Source organism: Pseudoalteromonas sp. PAR1 (genome assembly GCF_947311895.1).
Lineage (GTDB): Bacteria > Pseudomonadota > Gammaproteobacteria > Enterobacterales > Alteromonadaceae > Pseudoalteromonas > Pseudoalteromonas lipolytica_C.
Genome location: NZ_CAMZMY010000005.1, coordinates 147,950 through 170,772, shown reverse-complemented (window position 1 = coordinate 170,772; position 22,823 = coordinate 147,950). Strand labels below are relative to the sequence as shown.

Here is a 22,823-nt window from a genome sequence, read left to right as displayed (position 1 = left end):
GCTAACTACTTTTCAGGCATAAAAAAACCCCAGCAAAACTGCTGGGGTCATAAAAGTGGTACCAGTAGGCGGACTTTTACTTACTCCAGTGCCACGCCCCGCGTGGCGCTCAAGTCCGATAAAGACTTTTTCAGACATAAAAAAACCCTAACCAATTGGCTAGGGTTAAAAAGTGGTACCAGTAGGCGGACTTTTACTTACTTCAGTGCCACGCCCCGCGTGGCGCTCAAGTCCGCTAACTACTTTTCAGGCATAAAAAAACCCTAACCAATTGGCTAGGGTTCAAAAGTGGTACCAGTAGGCGGACTTGAACCGCCACGCCCGAAGGCAACGGATTTTGAATCCGTCATGTCTACCAATTCCATCATACTGGCTTCATTTTTCTTTAACCTTCTAAACACGAGAAGATAAAGAAAAACCACTTTAGAGCAAAAACTTTTTAAACTGCTTTTGTCTCTATGCCAAGCATTATACAAAGAATGGGTAAGGCAGCAAGCCTTTTGTGCGCAGCGGCTACTCAACCGAACAATTATTAAACAAGTTGTTAACTTTAGAGTTTTGGCATCATTCTCGAAACAATGGCCTGACAATCAATATCACAACTAAGGCAACCATATTGACTAAACCCCACACCGGTTAATCGGCTTTTCACAAACGCATCTGCTATAAACGGTTCGCCAAATTGCAATAGCGTTGCTGCTTGCCAAAGCTGTGCCAGCCTTTCAATTATGCGCCGAGCATGCATTTCGAAGTTTGCGGTATCTGTGAGTATTTCTTTAAGTTCATCGAGTTTTATCGCAATAATCAGGGTGCAAACTGCGCGCTTTTTCAAGCTCATTGATAAGCACCTCAAGTGATTCAGGTTCACGGCTAAACACGCGCAAAAGATCAAGGCACTGCACATTACCAGAGCCTTCCCAAATAGAGTTAACTGGTGCTTCTTTATAAAGTCGGCTGGTAATGTTGTCTTGAACATAACCCACACCACCAATACATTCCATAGCCTCATAAGTGTGCTGCACTGCCCGCTTACAAATCCAATATTTACCGATTGCCGTGGCACTGCGTATCAATGCCACTTCATTGCTATCATCTTGATTATCAAGGGCATGAGCAATACGCATTGAAATCGCAAGTGCAGCTTCTGCTTCAATAGCTAAATCAGCCAGCACATTGAGCATCAGTGGCTGTTGATGCAGATTTTTCCCAAATACACTGCGCCCAGATGTATGCCATATTGCTTCTTTTACTGCTTGTAACATCAACGAACTTGAGCCTAGTATGCAGTCGTAACGAGTTAGAGCAACCATTTGAATGATTGTAGCAATACCTCTTCCTGGCTCCCCGAGTAACCAGCCATGCGCACCTCTAAATTCAATTTCAGAACTCGCATTTGATTGATTACCTAACTTATTTTTTAAGCGCTGAATATACATGGCATTTTTCTCGCCAGTTTCGAGCCAGCGAGGCACTAAAAAGCAAGATAATTGCTTGTTATCGGTATTAGCGAGCACTAAGAATGCATCACTCATGGGCGCTGAGCAAAACCATTTATGCCCAGTTAAAGCATATAATTGCCCAGCACCACTCTCATTGATGGCGTCGGCTTTGGTGGTATTAGCTCTAACATCAGAGCCACCTTGTTTTTCGGTCATCGCCATACCTATGGTGACACCCTTTTTTTCGTACCAAGGTTTATTATCTGAATCGTAATGATTTGCCAGTATTTTAGGTAGCCACATAGCCGCTACATTTTTTTGACTGGCTATTGCAGGCACACTGGCAAAGGTCATGGTTAATGGGCAGCCGGAGCCCGGATCAGCATGATTGTGGAGCACCGCCATCGCTGCTCTTACAACATGACTACCAGCCTTTTTTTGTTGCCAAGGCAATGCGCAGTGCCCTTGCTCTATGGCATGCTGCATCAGCTGATGATAACTTGGATGATAATCAACTTGGTCTATGCGATCGCCAAAGCGGCTATGTGTATTTAGTTCTGGCAAGTGTTTATTTGCTAAGAACCCAGCACGCAATAATGTGCCGCCCACTTGCTCTCCAAACGCCGTTAAATGTGCAGCCCCCCATTGCCCTGCAAAACAGTTTTGCCAATACTGAAGCACGCTGTCAGCCTCATAGGCGTTGTAGTTTTCAAGCGGTTTAGGTTGATTAAATACCTGATGGGTTTCACTTTGAGAAACAGCCATAGTTGTGTACTCATTTTTATTATTTTCTTTACTTTAGCAGGTCAGACCTGTTTGTCGACGCGCTAAAGCTTCGCTAAGTATTTCTTGTTTGCTAAGTACTTTGCTAAACTACTGCGCAATTTAATTGGATGAGATAGTTTATGTCAGCTGAGTTTCCACGTGCCGGTTTCTGGCGCCGTTTTGCCTCTTTAATTTACGATACCTTAGTTGTAATTGCTTTTGCGATGCTGACAACTGTACTGTATTTATTAGCTGTTCAGGGGCTAATTTCATTAGACGTACTTAGCATTGGCAACGCCGAAGATGTATCGGCATTCATTCAAAATTCGCCATTACTGTATGGGATTCGTAGTGCGTTATTGGTAGTGGTGAGTATTAGTTTCTTTAGCTATTTTTGGGCTAAAAGTGGCCAAACTATTGGTATGCGTGCATGGCGTTTGAAGGTGCAAACCCTCGATGGTCGCTTAATTAGTTGGCATCAAGGTGCTATCAGAGCGATTACTGCGCTATTAGGTTTAGGGAATCTAGTGGTGTTGGTTGATTTTAAAAATAAGCGCGCTTTGCAAGATTACATCGCAAAAACAGAAGTTATCACCTTAACCAAAGAAGAAAATAAACGTATTTATCGCTCACTTGATTAAGCAACAAATCAAGCACAAAAAAAGCGTGGCTCAAAACCACGCTTTTTTTGTGTCTTAAAACGAGCATTACACCCGTTTATTCAATAAGTAAGTAGCAAAGCCAATAAATAAAACACTTGGCAATACAGCCCCTACCACGGCTGGAATTTGATACACCATAACCACAGGACCAAAAATCTCATTGGTTAGGTGAAAAGTGATACCTGTGATCACGCCCATAATAATACGTGCGCCCATTGTCACGGTACGAAGTGGTCCAAATATGAATGATAATGCCACTAATAACATCACGGCTATCGATATAGGCTGCATAATCTTACGCCACAATGCTAATTCATAGGTGCTCGTATCTTGCTCATTCTGTTTCAAATAGCTTAAATAAGACCATAATCCAGTGAACGATAAAGCCTCAGGTTTTACTGATACAACCCCTAGCTTTTCGGCGGTAAGTTGGGAGCTGTAAAACTCTTCACCTTGTTGCTCGGTAGTGATCTGTTCAGGTGTAATCATTACCTTATTAACATCGCGAAGTAACCAGCCATCCTTGCGGTTGAGTGCTTCTTCAGCTTTCGTAATTTGTGTTAATTGCAGTGACTTATCAAAATGATACATGTGTACACCGCGAAGTATGCCTTGTTGATCAACATCTTCGATATTTATGAAGTTGTTACCATCTTTTGCCCACACCCCTTGTTTGGCATTAAAAACATCCCCGCCATAAATCGCTTGGTTACGGATATCTTTTGCCTTGAGCTGTGCTTCTGGTGCACCCCACTCACCTAGTGCCATCATACAAATAGCCATAAACATAGCGGTTTTCATTACTGAAACAATAATTTGCAGCCTTGACATCCCCGCCGCTTGCATGACTACCAGCTCACTGTTTGAGGCCAGCGCACCAAGTCCCGTTAAGCCACCAATTAGCGCAGCCATAGGAAAGAAAATAACTAAATCGCCTGGCATACTATACAGTGTGTAAATGAGGGCTGTTGCAATATCATAGCTACCACGACCAACCGATTTTAACTGCTCAATAAACTTTATTAGGGTGCTAATACCCACCAATACCATTAAGGCAAAACCGGTTGTTTGAATTATGCTGCGACCTAAATACCAGTCGAGTGTTTTCATCATGCGCTTAACTCCCGCTTAGTCACTACTGCTTTTAACCACGCACCGAGCGGACGACCTTTAATAATCAAGAACCCACCAATAAACAAGGCTGATAAATGGATCCACCACAAGCCAATTGAAGGCGGAATTTTGCCATCTTCAACAGCAAACTTAGCGGCATTCAGTAATATGAAATACCCTAAATATAAGCTGATTGCAGGCACTAATTTAGCAAATTTACCTTGGCGCGGATTTACCACACTTAAAGGCACTGCTAATAAAGTTAATAATGGAATTGAAAGCGGAATAGCTAAACGCCATTGCAACTGCGCAATTGCTTCAGTGGTTTTCATTTTAAACAGATCAAATGTTGGTACAGCTTCTAATTTACGGCGCTGATGCTCAATTTCTTGATCTTGGATTTGCACACTATAGCCATCGAATTCGGTTAAGTTAAGGGCAGCTGTTTCGCCATCGGTTTCGTAACGTTTACCGTCGTTTAAAACAAGTTGTTGCTCACCATTTTCTTGTTCAATCACCACCCCACGCTCAGCATATACTAAACGGGCTAAGTCACCTTTCTCTTGGTCTAGCAACTGGGCAACAAATACTTTGTGAAGCTCTTTGCCGCCATTTTCAATATTATGAATAAACACAACCGCTTTTTCGTTCCCGGTTTGCTGAAAACGTCCGGCACGTAAAGCCGACAAGCCAGCGTCAGCTTTAGCTTGCTCTTTTAATTGATATTCTTGCTCACTGGCCCATGGCGCGATATAGAGTGTAAGCGCCCCTGCTAATACGGCCATCGCAGTGCTTGAAATAAGCGTCACTCGAACCACGTACCACTCACTCACACCACACGCTCTGAAAACTGTCATTTCGCTGTCAGCATAAATGCGACTGTACGCCAAGATAATACCCAAGAAGATACTTAAAGGCAGAATAAGTGAAGCAAGTTGAGGTAGTTTTAGTGCAATCATCGAAAGCACAAGCTTAGCAGGAAGCCCCCCTTCAGAGGCGTCTCCTAAAATAACAACAAACTTTTGAGACACGAAAATAGTCATCAAAGTTAAAAATACGGCGACCTGCGACTTTAAGACTTCAGTGGTCAAATAACGAAAAATTAGCAATGCTCGCCCCTGTTAAACATCGAGTTTCACTGGAATAGTAAGGAATTTTGAGTAAACTAGTTATTTTACTCACTTTATTATATGCCATCAAAGTTAAATATCATACCTAGCAAGAACATATAATCTTGCTTAAATGGTACAGATGGCCTCTATTATGTGATATTGATATTCACATTAAGATAAAGTTCAAAAACACATAAATAGAGTCACAGTTTATGTACTAACATTAGTGCTTATAAACTAAAAAATGTAAGAAACAGCTCAAAAAGAATTTCTTACCCTTATTTTACGAAGGTATTTAGACTCAACATCAGGAGTAACAATGGAATTTAGCGTAAAAAGTGGTAGTCCAGAAAAACAACGTAGCGCATGTATTGTAGTTGGCGTTTATGAGCCACGTCGTTTATCGCCCATTGGTGAACAGCTAGATAAAATAAGTGACGGTTATATCTCAAACTTACTTCGCCGCGGTGATCTTGAAGGAAAACCTGGTCAAGTATTGTTATTACACCACGTTCCCAATGTACTGAGCGAGCGCGTACTGTTAGTTGGTTGTGGTAAAGAGCGTGAGCTTGATGACAAACAATACAAACAAATCATCTCAAAAACGATTAACACGCTAAACGAAACTGGTTCAATGGAAGCTGTGTGCTTTTTAACTGAGCAACATGTTAAAAGTCGTGACACCTACTGGAAAGTCCGCCAAGCAGTCGAAACGACACAAGACTGTTTATACACATTTAATCAGCTTAAAAGCAAAAAGAGCGATCCACGTCGCCCGCTTCGTAAAATTGTTTTCAACGTACCAACACGTCGCGAGCTAACGATTGGCGAAAGTGCAATTGAGCATGGTTTAGCCATCGCTGCGGGTAGCAAGTTATGTAAAGATGTTGCCAATATGCCACCAAACATCTGTAACCCTGCTTACTTAGGTGAGCAAGCAAAGGAGCTTGCAGAAAACTTTGACAACGTAACTGTTGAAATTATTGGCGAAGAAAAAATGGCTGAGCTGGGCATGAATTCATACCTAGCGGTTGGCCGAGGTAGTGCTAATGAGTCAGTAATGTCTGTGATCAACTATCAAGGTGGCGACAAAGATCAAGCGCCAATCGTCTTGGTTGGTAAAGGTTTGACCTTTGACTCAGGCGGTATTTCAATCAAGCCAGGCGAAGCCATGGATGAAATGAAGTACGACATGGGTGGTGCTGCAGGTGTTATCGGTGCTATGCGCGCCTTGGTACAAATGCAGTTACCTATTAATGTGGTTGGTGTACTTGCCGGATGTGAAAATATGCCTGGCTCAAACGCTTATCGCCCGGGTGATATTTTAACAACCATGTCAGGTCAAACTGTTGAAGTGTTAAATACCGATGCAGAAGGCCGGTTAGTATTGTGTGATGCATTAACGTATGTTGAGCGTTTTGAACCAGATACTGTTGTCGACGTAGCGACACTAACTGGTGCGTGTATTATTGCGCTGGGCTCTCATGCTACGGGTTTACTATCAAACCATAACCCACTTGCTCATGATTTACTTAAAGCGTCTGAGCAAAGTGGTGACCGCGCATGGCAATTGCCACTGTGGGATGACTACCAAGAGCAACTTGAAAGCCCATTTGCTGATTTCACCAACTTAGGTGGCCGTGCAGCAGGTACGATTACTGCAGCGTGCTTCTTGTCTAAATTTACCAAAAAATATAATTGGGCTCATTTAGATATTGCAGGCACAGCGTGGCGTAGTGGCGGTAAAAATAAAGGCGCTACAGGCCGTCCGGTCCCAATGCTGACACAATATTTACTTAACCGTGCAGGCGTAAACGAAGCCAATCACGACTAACAAGCTAAACATAGCTAAATAAGGCGCCAAATGGCGCCTTATTAATTGAAGCAATACGCGTTCTATGTCAAAATCCCTGCTTTGATCTGTGTATCTGTGGGGACGCCCGTCACAATGAGTATGAACGCACAATTTTACGTTCTAAAACAAGATGATAATGCCCAGCAATTAACTGACGCACGTTTCGATCTCGCGGCAAAAATTGCTGCTGAACAGTATCGTCTTGGTCATCGCGTATTTATTTACGCCGATAACACTGACATGGCCCACACAATCGACGACATCATTTGGTCATTTGAACCAGATAGTTTTGTACCACACAACCTACAAGGTGAAGGCCCTAAAGGTGGCGCACCGGTTGAAATTGGTATGACTCCGCCCGTCGGCAACAGAAAAATATTAATCAACTTAGCTGAACACCTGCCGGATTTTATTCGCCGTTTTCAGCAAGTTTTTGACTTTGTACCCATTGAGCCAAACGCTAAGCAAGCCGCCCGTGAGCGGTTTAAAAAGCTTCGCCAACTGGGCGCTCATATTGCAACGCAAGAAATTGACATTTAAGCATTTATTTAAGGTTCTGTGTAATGGATAAAACCTATAATCCGCAAGATATTGAACAGTCTTTATACCAAGACTGGGAAGAAAATGGCTACTTTAAACCGTCTGGCCAAGGTGACGCATACTCAATTATGATCCCGCCACCAAACGTCACGGGTAGCTTACACATGGGCCACGCGTTCCAAGACACCATCATGGATACGCTAACGCGTTTAAAGCGTATGCAAGGCAATAATACATTATGGCAAGTAGGTACTGACCACGCGGGTATCGCAACACAAATGCTTGTTGAGCGTAAGCTTGCTGCTGAAGAAGGTAAAACACGCCACGATCTAGGCCGTGATGCATTTATCGAAAAAATCTGGGAGTGGAAAAATCACTCTGGCGGCACTATCACTAAACAATTACGTCGTTTAGGTGCTTCTGTAGATTGGGACCGTGAACGTTTCACTATGGACGAAGGTCTTTCTGAGGCGGTTAAAGAAGTATTCGTACGTCTTCACAAAGAAGATCTAATCTACCGTGGTAAGCGCCTAGTAAACTGGGACCCTAAACTACACACCGCTATTTCTGATCTTGAAGTTGAAAACAAAGACAAACAAGGTCACATGTGGAACTTACGTTACCCACTTGCTGATGGCGTAACAACACAAGATGGTAAAGACTATATCGTTGTTGCCACAACGCGTCCTGAAACAATGCTAGGTGATTCAGGTGTTGCGGTTAACCCTGACGATGAGCGTTACCAAGATCTGATCGGTAAAGAAATTTTACTACCTATCGTAAACCGTCGTATTCCAATTGTTGCCGATGAGCATGCAGACATGGAAAAAGGCACTGGTTGTGTAAAAATTACTCCTGCTCACGACTTTAACGATAACGAAGTAGGTAAACGTCACCAACTACCAATGATCAACATCTTCAACAAAGATGCTGCGGTATTAAGCGAAGGCGAGAGCTACACATTCGACGGTAAAGAGCTTGAATTAGATGCGCCAATTCCTGAGCGCCTACACGGCCTTGACCGCTTTGATGCACGTAAAGCGATTGTGAGCGAATTTGAAGAACTTGGCCTATTAGAAAAAATTGAAGATCACAGCTTAACAGTCCCTTACGGTGACCGTTCTGGCGTAGTGATTGAGCCACTTCTTACTGACCAGTGGTACGTGCGCGTAGCACCTCTTGCTGAACCAGCAAAAGAAGCGGTTAAAAATGGCGACATTAAATTTGTACCTCAGCAATACGAGAACATGTACTTCTCGTGGATGAACGACGTACAAGATTGGTGTATTTCACGTCAGCTTTGGTGGGGTCACCGCATCCCTGCTTGGTACGACAACGAAGGTAACGTATATGTTGGTTGTGACGAAGCTGAAGTACGCCGCGATAACAACCTTGCTGATGATGTTGCACTTAAGCAAGACGAAGACGTTTTAGATACCTGGTTCTCATCTGCGCTTTGGACTTTCTCAACGCAAGGCTGGCCTGCAAACACTGATGATTTAAAAACTTTCCACCCGTCTGACGTGCTGGTAACAGGTTTCGACATCATCTTCTTCTGGGTTGCTCGTATGATCATGATGACCATGCACTTCATCAAAGATGAAGACGGCAAGCCACAAGTACCATTTAAAACCGTTTACGTAACAGGCCTTATCCGTGATGAAAACGGCGATAAGATGTCTAAATCGAAAGGTAACGTTCTTGATCCTATCGACATGATTGACGGTATCGACCTTGAAAGCCTAGTTGAAAAGCGCACTGGCAACATGATGCAACCACAACTAGCGAAGAAGATTGAGAAAAATACTCGCAAAACATTCGAAAACGGTATCGAAGCACACGGTACAGACGCGCTACGTTTCACCCTTGCAGCAATGGCTTCAACGGGCCGTGATATCAACTGGGATATGAACCGCCTAGAAGGTTACCGTAACTTCTGTAACAAACTATGGAACGCGAGCCGTTACGTATTAATGAATACAGAAGAGCAAGATTGTGGCTTCGCTACAGATGCTGAAAAACAGTACTCACTTGCTGATCGTTGGATTTTAGGCCAATTTGAAGCAACCGTTAAAACCTATACTGAGCATCTAGAAAACTACCGTTTTGACTTAGCAGCAAACACCATTTATGAGTTCACTTGGAACCAATTCTGTGACTGGTACCTAGAACTGACTAAACCAGTATTGTTTAAAGGTAACGAAGCACAGCAACGTGGTACTCGTCATACTTTGATCACGGTATTAGAAAGCCTACTACGCTTAATGCACCCGTTAATGCCTTACATCACAGAAACGATTTGGCAACGTGTAGCACCACTTGCAGGCATTGAAACTGCGGGCACTAGCATCATGGTTCAAGGTTTCCCTGTTTACAATGAAGCAAATGTTGATAGCCAAGCAATGGCTGACCTTGAGTGGGTTAAGCAATTCATTCTTGCTATTCGTAACATCCGTGGTGAAATGGATATCAGCCCAAGCAAGCCATTATCGGTATTGCTTGCTAATGCGTCTGACGAAGACAAGCGCCGCTTAACGGATAACGAAGCATTCTTAGCGTCTCTTGCTAAGCTTGAAGAGTTCACGCTTCTTGATAACAAAGACGAAGCACCTGCATGTGCAACATCATATGTTGGCAACCTTGAGATCATGATCCCAATGGCTGGCCTAATCGATGTTGAAGCTGAATTAGCCCGTATCGCGAAGCAGCTTGAAAAAGCAGAAAAAGGCTTAGCACAGGTTCAAAACAAGTTAGCTAACGAGAAGTTCGTAAATAATGCACCAGAAGCTGTGCTTGCTAAAGAGCATGCTAAACTGGCTGAATTTACAGATGCGAAAGACAAACTATTAGCGCAAAAAGCGAAAATCGAAAGTCTATAACAGCATATATCAAGCGCGATTTATTCGCGCTTACAAAAAAGCCGCGCTATAACATTGTTATAGCGCGGCTTTTTAATGCTCTGTAGCGCAACTTTACGTCGCGCCAGTATTAAAACGTGTAGTTATACTGAGCACCAACTAGTACTGCGTGACCTTTTGATTCATATTCCCATGAAACATTTTGACCTAAAGAAGCTGCTAGGCTGTCTTTTTCAGAGAAGTTTTGTGTTTTACCACGAAGGATACTTACACCTAAGTCAACATTTGAGTTTTCGCTGAATGCGTAGTTACCACCAAACGAGAACCAGAAACGATCTGTATCAGGGATAGAGATTGATAAGTGTGATTTATCAGCTGGTGATTCGTCGTATGCAATACCTGCACGAAGTAATAATGCATCGCTGTATTGGTAGTCAGTACCGATAGAGTAACGCATTGAATCAGAGAAGTTCTCTTCTTTAGAGAATACAGGCGTTTCAAGGCTTGGTGTATATGCTTCTAATTTTTGGAAGCTGTCCCAACCTGTCCATAAAATGCTGTAGTGTACGCCTAGCTTCTTATCAACTTGATGTGAACCAGAAAACTCAGCAATTGCTGGTAGTGTTAGTTTTAACTCACCAGGTACTACAGTGCCCGCTAAACCGCCAACAGCAGCTGGAAGTTGGTTTGAGTACTCACCTTCAAAATCGATATCTGTTTCGCTGCGGTAGTTAAAACCAAAACGGCTATTCTCATCTAGTTGATACATTACACCAACGTTCCAACCAAAGCCGTAGTCGTCACCTTCAAGGTGAGCGATTTGCGTGCTAGCTGGTAAACCAAACGGGTTAGTACCTGCATTACGAACAACTTTAGCATCAGCATAAACATAGTTTAAACCAAGACCTAGGCTGAACTGTTCGTTGATTTTATATGAAGCGCTTGCATTCATATTTACAGTAACGATTTCAGTTTCACCTGCAATAGAGCCCGCAGCGTAGTCATCATTAAATTCAGTAGAAAGACCAAAGTTTGAGAAAGCACCAAAGCCTAGTGATACTTTGTCGTTTAATGGCATTGTGAAGTAGCCAGCAGGAATAAATGCAGATGGTGCGATGCTGTCATCATCAATAACATTCTCATCTAAACCATATGCCGCACCTTCTCCATTTAGACTTACGTCTGGAATTACAGCAATGCCTGCAACTGAAATTTGCTTGTCTTTGAATAAAGACATAAGTGCAGGGTTGCGAGCAACAACAGAGGCATCATCAGCTACGGCTGCTTCACCAGCGTATGCACGACCTAAACCTGATACGTTTTGCTCTGCTAATTGAAAGGCTGCAGCAAAGCTGTCAGCAGAAACAACAGCAAGTGATGCTGCAATTAGTGTTTTAGTGAACTTCATAAATCTGTGTCCTCTTGCAAACTTGTGCGTTAGCTAATCCAACATCGAGGGCAACCCATTAGTTAAGCATAAAAGATTAGCACTGTATGTTGGTATTAGATGTTTTATTCTAATGATTACAAACTTTCGAACATTACCTTAATTAAGATCAAAAAACTGTAATTTTTCGTTAGAAATAGGTAAAAAACCCGCATTTTAACAACAAGATAACAACTTATTAAAACTCATCAGATCTCTGGTTACAAACCTTACAAACAACAATAGTTATCATTTGCATTGACATGTATTTGTTGTCCCTTTAGACTTAAATAAAGGTTTTTCAGTTAGGATCGGGCCATGGAAATCGCACTTATTGTTGTTGCGCTGATGTTATGCGGTGTGAGTGTTCATTATTTTTGTAAAGCTAACTACTGTGCGTGTACTAAAGCAGGTGATTGCGATAACCCTGTGAATCACTTTTGGTTAAAAGCGATGTTTAGTGCGGTATTGTCACTCATGTTATGCTGCATAGCCTTGCATGTCGAAAAAGGGACGTTGTTGTGGTTGGTTTTAATGACGAGTTGTTTTAGTGGTGCATTTATATCAGCAAAACGCAGCGCTAGAAAACGCTGCGTTAAGTCTAAACAAGCAGATGCTCTTTTAACAAACGAGCCAAATTAAGCTGATAATCTAGCGGTTTTATACTTGCAACAATCTTAAGATCTTGCTCTTCATTCAAATTAACATCTTTCGCAGTAATGTGGTGCTTGTGTTTCGCGTTATAAAATATTTTAACTTTAGGCTTAATTGGATTTTGATGATTTCCTTCCATTACCAGCGCCAAACGCTCATTGTTTAACTTCACAATCGTGCCAACAGGATGTACACCTAAGCATTTAATAAAGCGTTGCACCAACTCTGAATCAAACATCTGTTTGTTAGCAAGTAAATAGCGAAGTGCCGAAATGGGTTCTTCACCCATTTGGTGAGGTCTGTCCGCCGTCATTGCATCATACACATCAACAATAGCCATAATGCGCGCTGGTCGGCTTAACTTTTCTCCGGTGATGCCCCGAGGATAACCGCTGCCATCTAAACGTTCATGATGATTAACTATCATCTCTAACATTAAGGGCGTAATGCCTTTTTCACCTTTCACTAAACCTAAACTTTGTGCCACATGTTTTTTTACTACCTGCATTTCATTATTATTTAATGCGCTTGGCTTAGAAAGAACCCCCTGTGGCATCTTGGCTTGCCCAATATCATGCAGCAATGCACCCATTGCTAATTCTTTAATGGTTTTTTCTTTATAGCCTAAGTACTTGGCAAACACACTAACCAAAATGGCGGTGTTGATCATATGTCGCCAATTATAAATATGTTTATCTCTGAGCCGAGTTAAGATAGTCAACGCATTGTGATTACGAAATACCGAGCTGACTATATCAACGGCGATATCATCGAGTACCGACACATTCATTTTTAAACCCGAGGTAATATCAGAGTAGAAGCCTTGCAGTTTTCGACTATGTTGTTCGTAATGCACACTGGCTTTTAGAAACTCTTGCTGAACAGTGATCCCTTGCGGTACTTCGTTAGCCGCAGGCTTTTGTTCTACTTTGGCTTGAGTAGTCTCAGGTTTTGGTTGATATTTTTTAGGAAGTGCAACATCACTTTGGGTGAAGTCGATAAGAAGCTCTTCAACACCTTCAGATATTAAGCGCTGAATAATGGTTTTATCGCGGACCAGGCCACGCGTCTTAATTTTTATGCTATTTACGTGCTCTTGCTGCTTACTGACACTGTCAACAAACATCCCTGGTACTAGTTCGGCAATGGGTAAAGTTATAAGCATAAACGCGCTTGGTGTATAAAAAGATTGAGTTTTTAATTATCACCAATTAATCAAAAATGTCTATATATTATTCTTAGAATACGAAATAGGTATGGGTTAGAAAGTTGAAAAGAGGAAAGTTAAAAAAGGGAAAGTTAGAAAGTAGCAACTCGCTAACTTTACTCTTTCCCCTAGAAGCTCACAAACTATTAAGTTTCAATCTGAGAGCTGACAGCTGTTTACTCCTGAAAGTAAGTGCCCCAGCCGTCGTATTCAACATCAGTTTGCTGAGCAAGCGCTTCTAGCTTGTCTACGTCTTCCATAATCGCTTCTACGTCAAGTTCACACTCAACAACCACATCAAAGCTCCACACTTTCTCGCCGTCTTCTAGCTCAAGTTCAGCAGGCTCTTCAACATCATAACCTAGTTTAAAAGCGGCTAAAGCTGCTTGCTCTAATTTTTCAAAATTTTCGCTAACAAAGTGGTGTTCCACTTCATAAAGTACTTCAGGATCTGAGCCATCTTCAAGTAATGAAGTTACGATGTCTTCAGTAATTTCGCGCCAATTTTCCATTATTTATTTCTCACTTGAGCATCTAATTCAGTTATTTTAGCAGCCATAACCTGATGAACATGGGATGCATGATCACGAGCAGATACGTCTTTATCAAGATAGATTGGCGCTAACATTTCGAGATAAATTGTACCATTATCCCAGCGATTTAGCTTAATAGTTTTATGTGTTGTACTCATACAAACAGGCACTACTGGCACATCGGCACTCATAGCAGTATGAAAAGCACCAGTTTTAAAAGGCAATAAACCTCGGCCATAGCTACGCGTCCCCTCAGGGAACATCCATACCGATAACCCTTTACGCTTAATTTTTTCGGCTGATTTAGAAATTGTACCAGCTGCTTTTGAGCGATTAGCTCGGTCAATTAATATATTGCCTGATAGCCAATAAAGCTGGCCAAAAAATGGGATCCACTTAAGGCTTTTTTTACCAAGGCTTACACAGTTCTCAGGCACCATCGCTGGCAAAGTAAATAAATCATAATTATTTTGATGGTTGGCTACATACACTGCAGGACCAATATTTTTAGGATCTTCGTGGTACTTAAGCTCAAGCTTTACACCCAATACTTTAGCAACTTTGCAAAACCACCCAGAGATAATGTGAACGTTATTGGCATGAAACGGCTTCACAATACATAAAAGCAAACCAACAAGGCAGCTTAAAACTATAAATAAAGCCATGAAAATAATGCGAAAAACAGCTAACAAACGAATTCTCCTCGTACTAATCAGCGCGCATTATACCGTGATTAATTGCATTTCCATAGTATTAAGCGAACACATGTAAGCTAAAGATTATTACAAAATAGCTTACCGGCATTACCATTACGGCTATCTGAAATAGCCAATTGGTAACCGTGTTCAGAGTTTTCTCTTGTTCATTTATGAAGCATCTTAAAAGGTGCTAGGCCTATGAATGATAGTATTTTCGATAGCTTTATTCCTACTTATGACGCAATTGGTTGAACGTTTATGAAAAACACATCTTTATCTCTAGCTGTACTGTGCGCATTAACGCTAAGTAACTACAGTGTGGCAAATAACACAGATACTCACTACTTTAACCAAAATGCCCTTAATAGTGATACCGAAGGAAACTTTCCTGCAACCGTACTTTTTGCTCAAAATTCAATAACGCCTTCTCTAAATAAGATCGAAGAGGATATTCAACCTCATTTAGTAGCGCAAAGAAAAACCATGCTGATGTTCAAGCCACATCAAGAATTAGCAAATGACTCTCAAATTATCTTAAGTGTGCTTGATAGCAACGATACCCTCGTGTATCAAACGTTTATGCGCTCGCCTGATGCCTTTACTAAACCCTTTGGTTATGATGATAATTCTGTTAACTATTCTGATAACACTTTTTCGAGCATTCTGCCGGCATCAGTTATTCAGCCGAACATTCACTTTGCGTTTGAGCTAGGCGATAAGTCAAGTAAACTAAATAACGTCAAAGTTGGTGCAAGCACAAGTCTTATAATTAATACTATTGATGTAGGCTTGCTTACTCCTTATCGAGACAAGTTCACTTTTCAACACGATGCTGATTTACATCGCCAGTACTTTCAGCAAGTCCCTATTACTAAGCTATCTGTAAATAATTTTGAACCGCTGCATTTAACCGAAGTGATGATGCCTGACGGCCGCCTGTTGACTGACTCAGATCCAAGTAAAGGGGGGATATACTCTGGCGATATGCGCCATTTAATTGCTAAAAACCTGCTGTCGCATGGTATCAATAATGCTAACTATGGTATCAATGCGTCTGGTATCGGAGGCCCAACAGCACACCCGTATAGTGCAGCACAAGTAACCGCCCATAATGCTATTGGTAAGTACGATAATGGTATCTTTGTTCACGGTTTATCAGGTGGTGCGGGCATGGTGACACTGTATAAATCTGTTGGTAATGAATTTAGTCACGAGTTAGGACATAACTTCGGTTTAGGCCATTACCCTGGCGGCGAAAATGGAGTATTAAATCGCCCCGCCGATGAACGTAATTCAACTTGGGGTTGGGATGGCGACTTAGATAAATTTATACCAAACTTTTCACCTAAGTTATCGTATAAAGACCGCTGTTATAAACAGACCTGTATTGCTGCATTTAATGGTCATCAATATGGCACAGGCTCTATGTCTGGTGGTGGGCCAATGTACAGCGAGTACAACAAATACACGCTACATACTCCATACGAGTTGCAACATATACAACGCTTTTTAGAAAGCAAAGCACATTTTGATAGCAGCAGCAAAACTGGGTTTAGTAAATGGGATCCGCTGACTCAATCAATGCAACCTTGGAACAATACAGTCTTAGATACCAATACACTGCGCTTGGTTAATCGCACTCCTTATAAGCAAGATGTTCCAATCACAACAATCATCGGTTTTTACGATCCTGAACAACAGCTACAAAGCTTTATTTACCCTGCACTTCACGGTGCTTCGGGCGCCGTCTATAAAGACAGCTTTTCTTCATCAAGCTGTAAGTTAATTGTCAAAACCCAAAAAGCAGGGAATAAAACCTTCAACCTACCTGCAACACGATTAACAACAGGTAAAATGAATAAGATCCACATCAATCTAGAGGCAGCTTCAGTACCAACTAGCGCTTCTGTGTACTGCGACTCAAACCTACTGGTATGGCAAGAGCTAGAACCTGCAAAACAAAACTTACCAGCCTCAGTTATCACTACTCAAGAGAAGCCAAAAGCCTGTATTGTAAACATAGAAACAAACGAAGAGTTTTGTCTACAGGATGGACAAAAAGCAAGCTCTCTTCCCGCTTTTGTAAGTCGAAAGCCTGTTTATGTGAGAGCACCACAAGGTTTACAGGTCATGTTATCTGACTATGGAAACTTATCTTATAACCGCATTGCGACTTTTAATGGCACCGTTGAAAATAATAAACTGAAAAATGTTTTAGCAAAAAATGGACAATATTTAGATTTCTCTAAGCCGCGCTCTATGCGCGTATTTAGCTCTGAGGAGCCTTTAGGTTGCATTGTAAGCTTGCTAGATCAAAGTGAATACTGCTTAAAAGCAAATGAACGCTCAAACTACAGGCTACCTGCTTATATCAATAAACATCCTGTATACGTTAAAGCAGCGCCAGGAGTAGCAGTGACTCTTTCTGATTAGCCGAATCTATCTTATCGCCATACAGCTACGTTCACTGAAAATACCAGCCATCAAGATTTGCAAAATGTAAAAGCCGATAACGGTCAATACCTTAACTTTTCTAGGCCGGCTTCAATGAGAGTCGTTGCAAACTAAAGCAACAAAAAGGCCTGCAATTGCAGGCCTTGTATTTTACTCTATTACTTCAGTTGGCGACTCATCACTATCATCAGTCTGAGTCATCTCAACCACAGCTTCATCAACCCGCTGTAGACCGCGTGGTAATTTGTTACCTCGTCTACCCCGTTCACCATGATAATGCTCAAGATCAGACGGTTTAAGTGTCAGTTTTCGTTTACCTGCATGCAGGGTTACGCTACTGCCCTCTGGCACCACAGCAAGTACTTTTACAAACTCTTCACGAGCTTGTACTTTCGCACTTGGGATAGAAATAATCTTATTCCCTTTACCTTTACTTAACTTAGGTAAGTCACGCAGTGGGAATAACAACATTCGGCCTTCGTTAGAAATTGCCATACAGTAGTCTGTCGCTACATCAGTCACTCTAATTGGCGCGAGTAATTCACCGCCTTTAGGAACACTAACAAGCGCTTTACCGTTTTTGTTCTTACTCACTAAATCTTTAAAGTCGCTAATAAAGCCATAACCTGCATCTGAAGCCATTAACAACACTTGGTTGTCTTCTGCCATCACCACATGCTCAAAGTTGGCACCAGAACTTAGGTTAAAGCGCCCTGTCATTGGTTCACCTTGACTACGAGCTGAAGGTAAACTGTGTGCATCGGTAGCAAAAGCGCGACCACTTGAGTCTAAAAACACTGCTGGCTGATTACTCTTACCTCGCGCCGAGGCTTTATAGCTGTCGCCAGACTTATAACTTAGCCCTTCAACATCTAAATCATGGCCTTTACCAACACGTGCCCAGCCTTTTTCAGATAACACAACTGTAACTGACTCAGAAGGAATAAGATCTTTTTCGCTTAGTGCTTTTGCTTCTACACGTTCAACGACTGGTGAGCGGCGATCATCACCGTACATTTCAGCGGCTTCTTGGATTTCTTTTTTCATCAACGTCGACATACGACGCTCAGAACCCAGAATTTGCTCTAACTTGTCACGTTCAAGCGCAAGCTCATCTTGCTCACCTTTAATCTTAAATTCTTCAAGTTTTGCTAAATGACGTAGCTTTAATTCTAAAATTGCTTCGGCTTGAATATCGGTAATACCAAAGCGCTCCATTAATACGGGCTTTGGTTTATCTTCAGTGCGAATAATTTCGATGACTTCGTCGATATTTAAAAAGGCAGTTAATAAACCTTCTAAAATATGCAAGCGTGCTAACACTTTATCTAAGCGGTATTGTAAACGGCGACGAACAGTTTCACGACGGAACGTTAACCACTCAGTTAAGATACTACGTAAGTCTTTAACTTGCGGACGACCATCAAGGCCAAGCATGTTTAAGTTTACGCGGTAGTTCTTTTCTAAATCGGTGGTTGCAAACAGGTGTGCCATTAATGGCTCAGCCTTGATGCGGTTCGAACGCGGTACAATCACGATACGAGTTGGATTTTCGTGATCTGATTCGTCACGTAAATCGGCAACCATCGGTAACTTTTTAGCGTTCATTTGTGCAGCTATTTGCTCAAGTACTTTTGCACCTGAACACTGATGAGGTAGCGCTGTAATTACAATATCACCGTGCTCTTCAGTGTAAATTGCACGCATCTTGATAGAGCCACGTCCGGTTTGATAAATCTTACGAATATCATCCTTCGGAGTGATTATCTCAGCTTCTGTTGGATAGTCAGGGGCATGCACTAACTCAAGCAGCTCTTCGATTTCAGCTTTTGGTTTATCAAGCAGTAAACAACAGGCACTGGCAACTTCTCGCACGTTGTGTGGTGGAATATCCGTTGCCATACCAACCGCGATACCAGTCACACCATTGAGCAAAATGTGCGGTAAGCGCGCTGGCAATACCATTGGCTCATCCAGTGTGCCATCAAAATTTGCGGTCCAATCAACAGTACCTTGGCCGAGCTCTTTTAATAAAACTTCAGAGAACTTAGATAAACGCGCTTCGGTATAACGCATCGCCGCAAATGACTTAGGATCGTCCGCGGCACCCCAGTTACCTTGGCCGTCCACCAGCGGGTAACGATAAGAAAACGGCTGAGCCATCAACACCATGGCTTCATAACAAGCACTATCACCATGGGGATGGTATTTACCAAGTACATCACCAACAGTACGCGCAGATTTTTTATACTTAGCTTGCGCCGATAACCCAAGCTCGCTCATTGCATAAATGATACGACGCTGTACAGGCTTTAGACCATCACCCACATGCGGTAAGGCGCGGTCCATAATGACGTACATTGAGTAGTTTAAGTAGGCGTCTTCAGTAAAACGCCCCATTGTTTGTTGTTCTATGCCCTGCATCAGCAAGGTATCAGTATCACTCATTAACGCTTACCTATTTTTTCTTTGCGCTAACACGATAAATCACGTTAGCAAAGTCGTCTGAGATCAATAAGCTGCCATCTGCAAGTTCTGCAAAGGCAACTGGGCGACCAAATGTTTCTTCATTTTGCATAAACCCTGTAACGAACGGAGTGTATTGGGTAATACGACCTTGTTCAACGTTCGCTAACATCACTCTGTAACCCGATTTTTTACTGCGGTTCCAAGAGCCATGCTCAGCAACAAATAGTTGCTCTTTGTATTTCGCAGGGAACTGTTTGCCGTTATAAAAATGAATACCAAGAGGTGCCACGTGCGCACCAAGTGCAAGCGCAGGTGACTTGTAATCAGCAATGCTCTTACCTTGACCAAACTCAGGGTCTAAAATGGCACCTGCATGTACATAAGGGAAACCATAATGTGCCCCTTCTTCACCTTCACCTACACGGTTGATTTCGCAAGGAGGCATATCATCGCCCATCATGTCACGGCCATTATCACTAAACCAAAATGCATTGGTAGTTGGGTGATAATCAAAACCAACTGAGTTACGAACGCCTTTGGCGATTGTTTTAATTTCTTTTGTATCAACATCTAACGAAAAGATACGACCATATTTGTCGTCTTCCGCACAAATGTTACATGGCACACCCACAGGCACAATTAGCTCACCGGTTGGCGCAAAGCTAATGAACTTCCAGCCATGATGACGATCGGTTGGGAATTTATCGTAAACGACTTCAAATTTAGGGTCTTTTAGGTTTTTATCGATATCTTTAAAACGGATGATACGCGACACTTCTGCCACATATAAATCACCATCTTTAACAGCTAATCCCGAAGGCATTTCAAGGCCTGTGGCGATAACCATTTTTCTATCGGCAACGCCATCACTATTATGATCTATTAATGCATATACATTGCCCGCTTTTCGTGAACCAGCATACACGATGCCTCTTTTTGACACGGCAATCTGGCGCGCATTTTCAACGTCATCAGCAAACAAGCTGATAGTAAATCCATCAGCTACAGTGAGTTTATCAAGAATATCTTTGGCCATTACCGGCGCTGACAACAAGCTCAGCGATAATAATGAGGTCAGTATTTTTTTCATTTTTCTTGCCCTTTCATTCGTTCAACTACCTTAACTAAACTTGTGCGCGGTTACCGTGATCTTCCAACCACTGGCGACGGTCTGATGAACGTTTCTTTGCAAGTAACATATCCATCATCTCCATCGTTTGCTCCTCTTCGTCCAGCGTTAATTGCACTAGACGACGCGTATTTGGATCCATAGTGGTTTCACGTAATTGTAGTGGGTTCATTTCACCCAACCCTTTAAAGCGTTGAACATTGACCTTACCACGTTTCTTCTCGGCCTCAATGCGCGCTAAAATGCCGTTCTTTTCATCTTCATCAAGGGCATAGTACACCTCTTTACCAATGTCGATACGGAATAATGGCGGCATTGCTACATACACGTGACCTTCTTTAATAAGTGCAGGGAAATGACGCACGAACAAAGCACACAATAGAGTCGCAATGTGTAATCCATCCGAGTCAGCATCGGCCAAGATACAAATTTTGTTATAACGCAAACCAGATAAATCACTCGAATCTGGGTCTATACCTAGTGCCACAGAGATATCATGCACCTCTTGCGACGCTAAAATCTGACCCGACTCCACTTCCCAGGTATTTAAGATTTTACCGCGCAGCGGCATGATTGCTTGGAATTCACGGTCACGCGCTTGTTTTGCTGAACCACCCGCAGAGTCACCCTCTACTAAAAACAGTTCAGTGCGGTCATTATCTTGCGCGCTACAATCGGTTAATTTACCTGGTAATGCGGGGCCAGAAGTAATGCGCTTACGCACAACTTTTTTGGCGGCACGTAAACGGCGCTGTGCATTTGAGATACATAGCTCAGCTAATAATTCTGCCGTTTCTGTGTGCTCGTTTAGCCATAAGCTAAATGAATCTTTTACTACACCAGAAACAAATGCTGCACATGAACGTGAAGATAGCTTTTCTTTGGTTTGACCAGCGAACTGTGGGTCTTGCATTTTTACCGACAACACATAGCTACAGCGCTCCCAGATATCATCTGGCGTTAGCTTTACGCCACGCGGTAATAGGTTTCTGAATTCACAGAATTCACGCATTGCTTCAAGTAAGCCTTGGCGTAAGCCATTGACGTGTGTACCGCCTTGGGCAGTAGGGATTAAGTTTACATAACTTTCAGCGATTGACTCACCGCCTTCAGGTAACCATACCACAGCCCAATCAGCGCCTTCTGTAGAGCTAGAAAATTCACCTATAAATGGGTCTTTTGGCAGTACTTCAAAACCTTTAACAGCTTCATTTAAGTAATCTTTTAAACCTGTTTCGTAATACCACTCTTGGCTTTCTTTGGTTTGCTTATTGGTAAACTTAATACGCAGGCCTGGGCATAATACTGCTTTGGCTTTTAGCAAATGATTAAGCTTAGTAATAGAGAAGTTAGCTGAGTCAAAATAGCTGGCATCAGGCCAAAAACGCACAGTTGTACCTGTATTACGCTTACCCACAGTACCAATGACGTTAAGGTCTTCAACCTTGTCACCGTTCTCAAAAGCCATACGAAATTGCTGTGCATCACGGCGCACGGTTACTTCAACACGAGTCGATAGCGCATTTACAACCGAAATACCTACCCCGTGTAGACCACCCGAAAACTGATAGTTTTTATTTGAGAACTTACCACCGGCATGTAGCTTGGTAAAAATAAGTTCCACACCCGGAATACCTTCTTCTGGGTGAATATCAATTGGCATACCACGGCCATCATCAATAACTTCAAGTGAGTTATCTTCATGAAGAATAACATCAATTTTTGTTGCATGACCTGCCATTGCTTCGTCGACACTGTTATCGATAACCTCTTGACCTAAGTGGTTAGGACGAACCGTGTCGGTATACATACCTGGGCGGCGTTTTACGGGCTCTAACCCGTTTAAGACTTCAATTGCTTCGGCGTTATAATTTTGCTGACTCATAGTTTTTATATCTTTTATGCGCTT

16 protein-coding genes, 1 tRNA gene and 1 pseudogene are annotated in these 22,823 nt (G+C 42.3%); 6 read left to right on the top strand and 12 right to left on the bottom strand.

Features of this window, described 5'->3' with window-relative positions; all coding sequences use genetic code 11:
• Positions 1 to 289: 289 nt before the first annotated feature.
• The 3 genes from QL229_RS05950 to QL229_RS05940 all read right to left on the bottom strand — a co-directional run bounded on the left by QL229_RS05950 (position 290) and on the right by QL229_RS05940 (position 2,204).
• Positions 290 to 374 (bottom strand) — tRNA-Leu (locus QL229_RS05950).
• Between the two features lie 176 nt (positions 375 to 550).
• The gene (locus QL229_RS05945) at positions 551 to 838 is read right to left on the bottom strand and encodes a hypothetical protein (protein ID WP_281546558.1); all 288 of its coding nucleotides are present in this window, start codon (positions 836 to 838) and stop codon (positions 551 to 553) included.
• Positions 783 to 2,204, bottom strand: a complete 1,422-nt coding sequence (locus QL229_RS05940; RefSeq protein ID WP_281546557.1) for an acyl-CoA dehydrogenase family protein — start codon at positions 2,202 to 2,204, stop codon at positions 783 to 785. The genes QL229_RS05945 and QL229_RS05940 overlap by 56 nt, the downstream gene beginning before the upstream one ends.
• Before the next feature lie 140 nt (positions 2,205 to 2,344).
• Between QL229_RS05940 and QL229_RS05935 the strand changes: the two genes are divergently transcribed.
• The gene (locus QL229_RS05935; protein WP_199526116.1) at positions 2,345 to 2,845 is read left to right on the top strand and encodes an RDD family protein; all 501 of its coding nucleotides are present in this window, start codon (positions 2,345 to 2,347) and stop codon (positions 2,843 to 2,845) included.
• A gap of 66 nt (positions 2,846 to 2,911) precedes the next feature.
• Here the strand turns inward: QL229_RS05935 and lptG are convergent, their stop codons facing one another.
• Together lptG and lptF are read right to left on the bottom strand one after the other, a co-directional pair.
• Positions 2,912 to 3,979, bottom strand: a complete 1,068-nt coding sequence (gene lptG / locus QL229_RS05930; protein WP_135923636.1) for an LPS export ABC transporter permease LptG — start codon at positions 3,977 to 3,979, stop codon at positions 2,912 to 2,914.
• Positions 3,976 to 5,088, bottom strand: coding sequence for an LPS export ABC transporter permease LptF (gene lptF / locus QL229_RS05925; RefSeq protein WP_281546556.1), 1,113 nt, complete (start codon positions 5,086 to 5,088; stop codon positions 3,976 to 3,978). Before lptF ends, lptG begins: the two co-directional genes overlap by 4 nt.
• A gap of 322 nt (positions 5,089 to 5,410) precedes the next feature.
• Here lptF and pepA point away from each other — a divergent pair, with 322 nt between their 5' ends.
• The 3 genes from pepA to QL229_RS05910 all read left to right on the top strand — a co-directional run bounded on the left by pepA (position 5,411) and on the right by QL229_RS05910 (position 10,365).
• Positions 5,411 to 6,925 (top strand): leucyl aminopeptidase, encoded by a 1,515-nt coding sequence (gene pepA, locus QL229_RS05920; RefSeq protein ID WP_135923634.1) that lies wholly within the window; start codon positions 5,411 to 5,413, stop codon positions 6,923 to 6,925.
• 114 nt (positions 6,926 to 7,039) lie between these two features.
• Positions 7,040 to 7,486: a DNA polymerase III subunit chi gene (locus tag QL229_RS05915; protein WP_281546555.1), complete on the top strand. Its 447-nt coding sequence runs from the start codon at positions 7,040 to 7,042 to the stop codon at positions 7,484 to 7,486.
• Between the two features lie 23 nt (positions 7,487 to 7,509).
• A complete protein-coding gene (locus QL229_RS05910; protein WP_281546554.1) occupies positions 7,510 to 10,365 on the top strand; it encodes a valine--tRNA ligase in 2,856 nt (951 codons plus the stop codon).
• Between the two features lie 109 nt (positions 10,366 to 10,474).
• Here the strand turns inward: QL229_RS05910 and QL229_RS05905 are convergent, their stop codons facing one another.
• Positions 10,475 to 11,752: an outer membrane protein transport protein gene (locus tag QL229_RS05905; protein ID WP_135923631.1), complete on the bottom strand. Its 1,278-nt coding sequence runs from the start codon at positions 11,750 to 11,752 to the stop codon at positions 10,475 to 10,477.
• A 336-nt stretch (positions 11,753 to 12,088) separates the two neighbouring features.
• Here QL229_RS05905 and QL229_RS05900 point away from each other — a divergent pair, with 336 nt between their 5' ends.
• Positions 12,089 to 12,412 carry a hypothetical protein gene (locus QL229_RS05900; RefSeq protein ID WP_135923630.1) on the top strand — a complete coding sequence of 108 codons (324 nt, stop codon included), beginning with the start codon at positions 12,089 to 12,091 and terminating at the stop codon, positions 12,410 to 12,412.
• On the opposite strand, the gene QL229_RS05895 is transcribed toward QL229_RS05900, so the two are convergent.
• The 3 genes from QL229_RS05895 to QL229_RS05885 form a co-directional block, all read right to left on the bottom strand.
• Entirely contained in the window at positions 12,372 to 13,589 is a 1,218-nt protein-coding gene (locus tag QL229_RS05895) for an HD-GYP domain-containing protein (protein ID WP_199526105.1), read from the bottom strand. The genes QL229_RS05900 and QL229_RS05895 overlap by 41 nt on opposite strands.
• A gap of 218 nt (positions 13,590 to 13,807) precedes the next feature.
• The gene (rraB, locus tag QL229_RS05890) at positions 13,808 to 14,143 is read right to left on the bottom strand and encodes a ribonuclease E inhibitor RraB (RefSeq protein WP_054552644.1); all 336 of its coding nucleotides are present in this window, start codon (positions 14,141 to 14,143) and stop codon (positions 13,808 to 13,810) included.
• Positions 14,143 to 14,856: a 1-acylglycerol-3-phosphate O-acyltransferase gene (locus tag QL229_RS05885; protein WP_281546553.1), complete on the bottom strand. Its 714-nt coding sequence runs from the start codon at positions 14,854 to 14,856 to the stop codon at positions 14,143 to 14,145. Before QL229_RS05885 ends, rraB begins: the two co-directional genes overlap by 1 nt.
• A 264-nt stretch (positions 14,857 to 15,120) precedes the next feature.
• Between QL229_RS05885 and QL229_RS05880 the strand changes: the two are divergent.
• Positions 15,121 to 17,430: pseudogene (locus tag QL229_RS05880) on the top strand (M66 family metalloprotease).
• 36 nt (positions 17,431 to 17,466) lie between these two features.
• On the opposite strand, the gene parC reads toward QL229_RS05880, so the two are convergent.
• The 3 genes from parC to parE are packed head-to-tail and all read right to left on the bottom strand — an operon-like array spanning position 17,467 to position 22,799.
• Positions 17,467 to 19,764, bottom strand: a complete 2,298-nt coding sequence (gene parC, locus QL229_RS05875; protein WP_138557188.1) for a DNA topoisomerase IV subunit A — start codon at positions 19,762 to 19,764, stop codon at positions 17,467 to 17,469.
• A 10-nt stretch (positions 19,765 to 19,774) separates the two neighbouring features.
• Entirely contained in the window at positions 19,775 to 20,875 is a 1,101-nt protein-coding gene (locus tag QL229_RS05870) for a PQQ-dependent sugar dehydrogenase (protein WP_199526099.1), read from the bottom strand.
• 34 nt (positions 20,876 to 20,909) lie between these two features.
• A complete protein-coding gene (gene parE, locus QL229_RS05865; protein ID WP_135923625.1) occupies positions 20,910 to 22,799 on the bottom strand; it encodes a DNA topoisomerase IV subunit B in 1,890 nt (629 codons plus the stop codon).
• Positions 22,800 to 22,823: the final 24 nt, after the last annotated feature.

Bases quoted from the DNA above. Each gene is read 5' to 3' on its own strand.
- QL229_RS05945 (WP_281546558.1), bottom strand. From the start codon at position 838: ATGAGCTTGAAAAAGCGCGCAGTTTGCACCCTGATTATTGCGATAAAA.
- QL229_RS05940 (WP_281546557.1), bottom strand. From the start codon at position 2,204: ATGGCTGTTTCTCAAAGTGAAACCCATCAGGTATTTAATCAACCTAAA.
- QL229_RS05935 (WP_199526116.1), top strand. From the start codon at position 2,345: ATGTCAGCTGAGTTTCCACGTGCCGGTTTCTGGCGCCGTTTTGCCTCT.
- lptG (WP_135923636.1), bottom strand. From the start codon at position 3,979: ATGATGAAAACACTCGACTGGTATTTAGGTCGCAGCATAATTCAAACA.
- pepA (WP_135923634.1), top strand. From the start codon at position 5,411: ATGGAATTTAGCGTAAAAAGTGGTAGTCCAGAAAAACAACGTAGCGCA.
- QL229_RS05915 (WP_281546555.1), top strand. From the start codon at position 7,040: ATGAGTATGAACGCACAATTTTACGTTCTAAAACAAGATGATAATGCC.
- QL229_RS05910 (WP_281546554.1), top strand. From the start codon at position 7,510: ATGGATAAAACCTATAATCCGCAAGATATTGAACAGTCTTTATACCAA.
- QL229_RS05905 (WP_135923631.1), bottom strand. From the start codon at position 11,752: ATGAAGTTCACTAAAACACTAATTGCAGCATCACTTGCTGTTGTTTCT.
- QL229_RS05900 (WP_135923630.1), top strand. From the start codon at position 12,089: ATGGAAATCGCACTTATTGTTGTTGCGCTGATGTTATGCGGTGTGAGT.
- QL229_RS05895 (WP_199526105.1), bottom strand. From the start codon at position 13,589: ATGCTTATAACTTTACCCATTGCCGAACTAGTACCAGGGATGTTTGTT.
- rraB (WP_054552644.1), bottom strand. From the start codon at position 14,143: ATGGAAAATTGGCGCGAAATTACTGAAGACATCGTAACTTCATTACTT.
- parC (WP_138557188.1), bottom strand. From the start codon at position 19,764: ATGAGTGATACTGATACCTTGCTGATGCAGGGCATAGAACAACAAACA.
- QL229_RS05870 (WP_199526099.1), bottom strand. From the start codon at position 20,875: ATGAAAAAAATACTGACCTCATTATTATCGCTGAGCTTGTTGTCAGCG.
- parE (WP_135923625.1), bottom strand. From the start codon at position 22,799: ATGAGTCAGCAAAATTATAACGCCGAAGCAATTGAAGTCTTAAACGGG.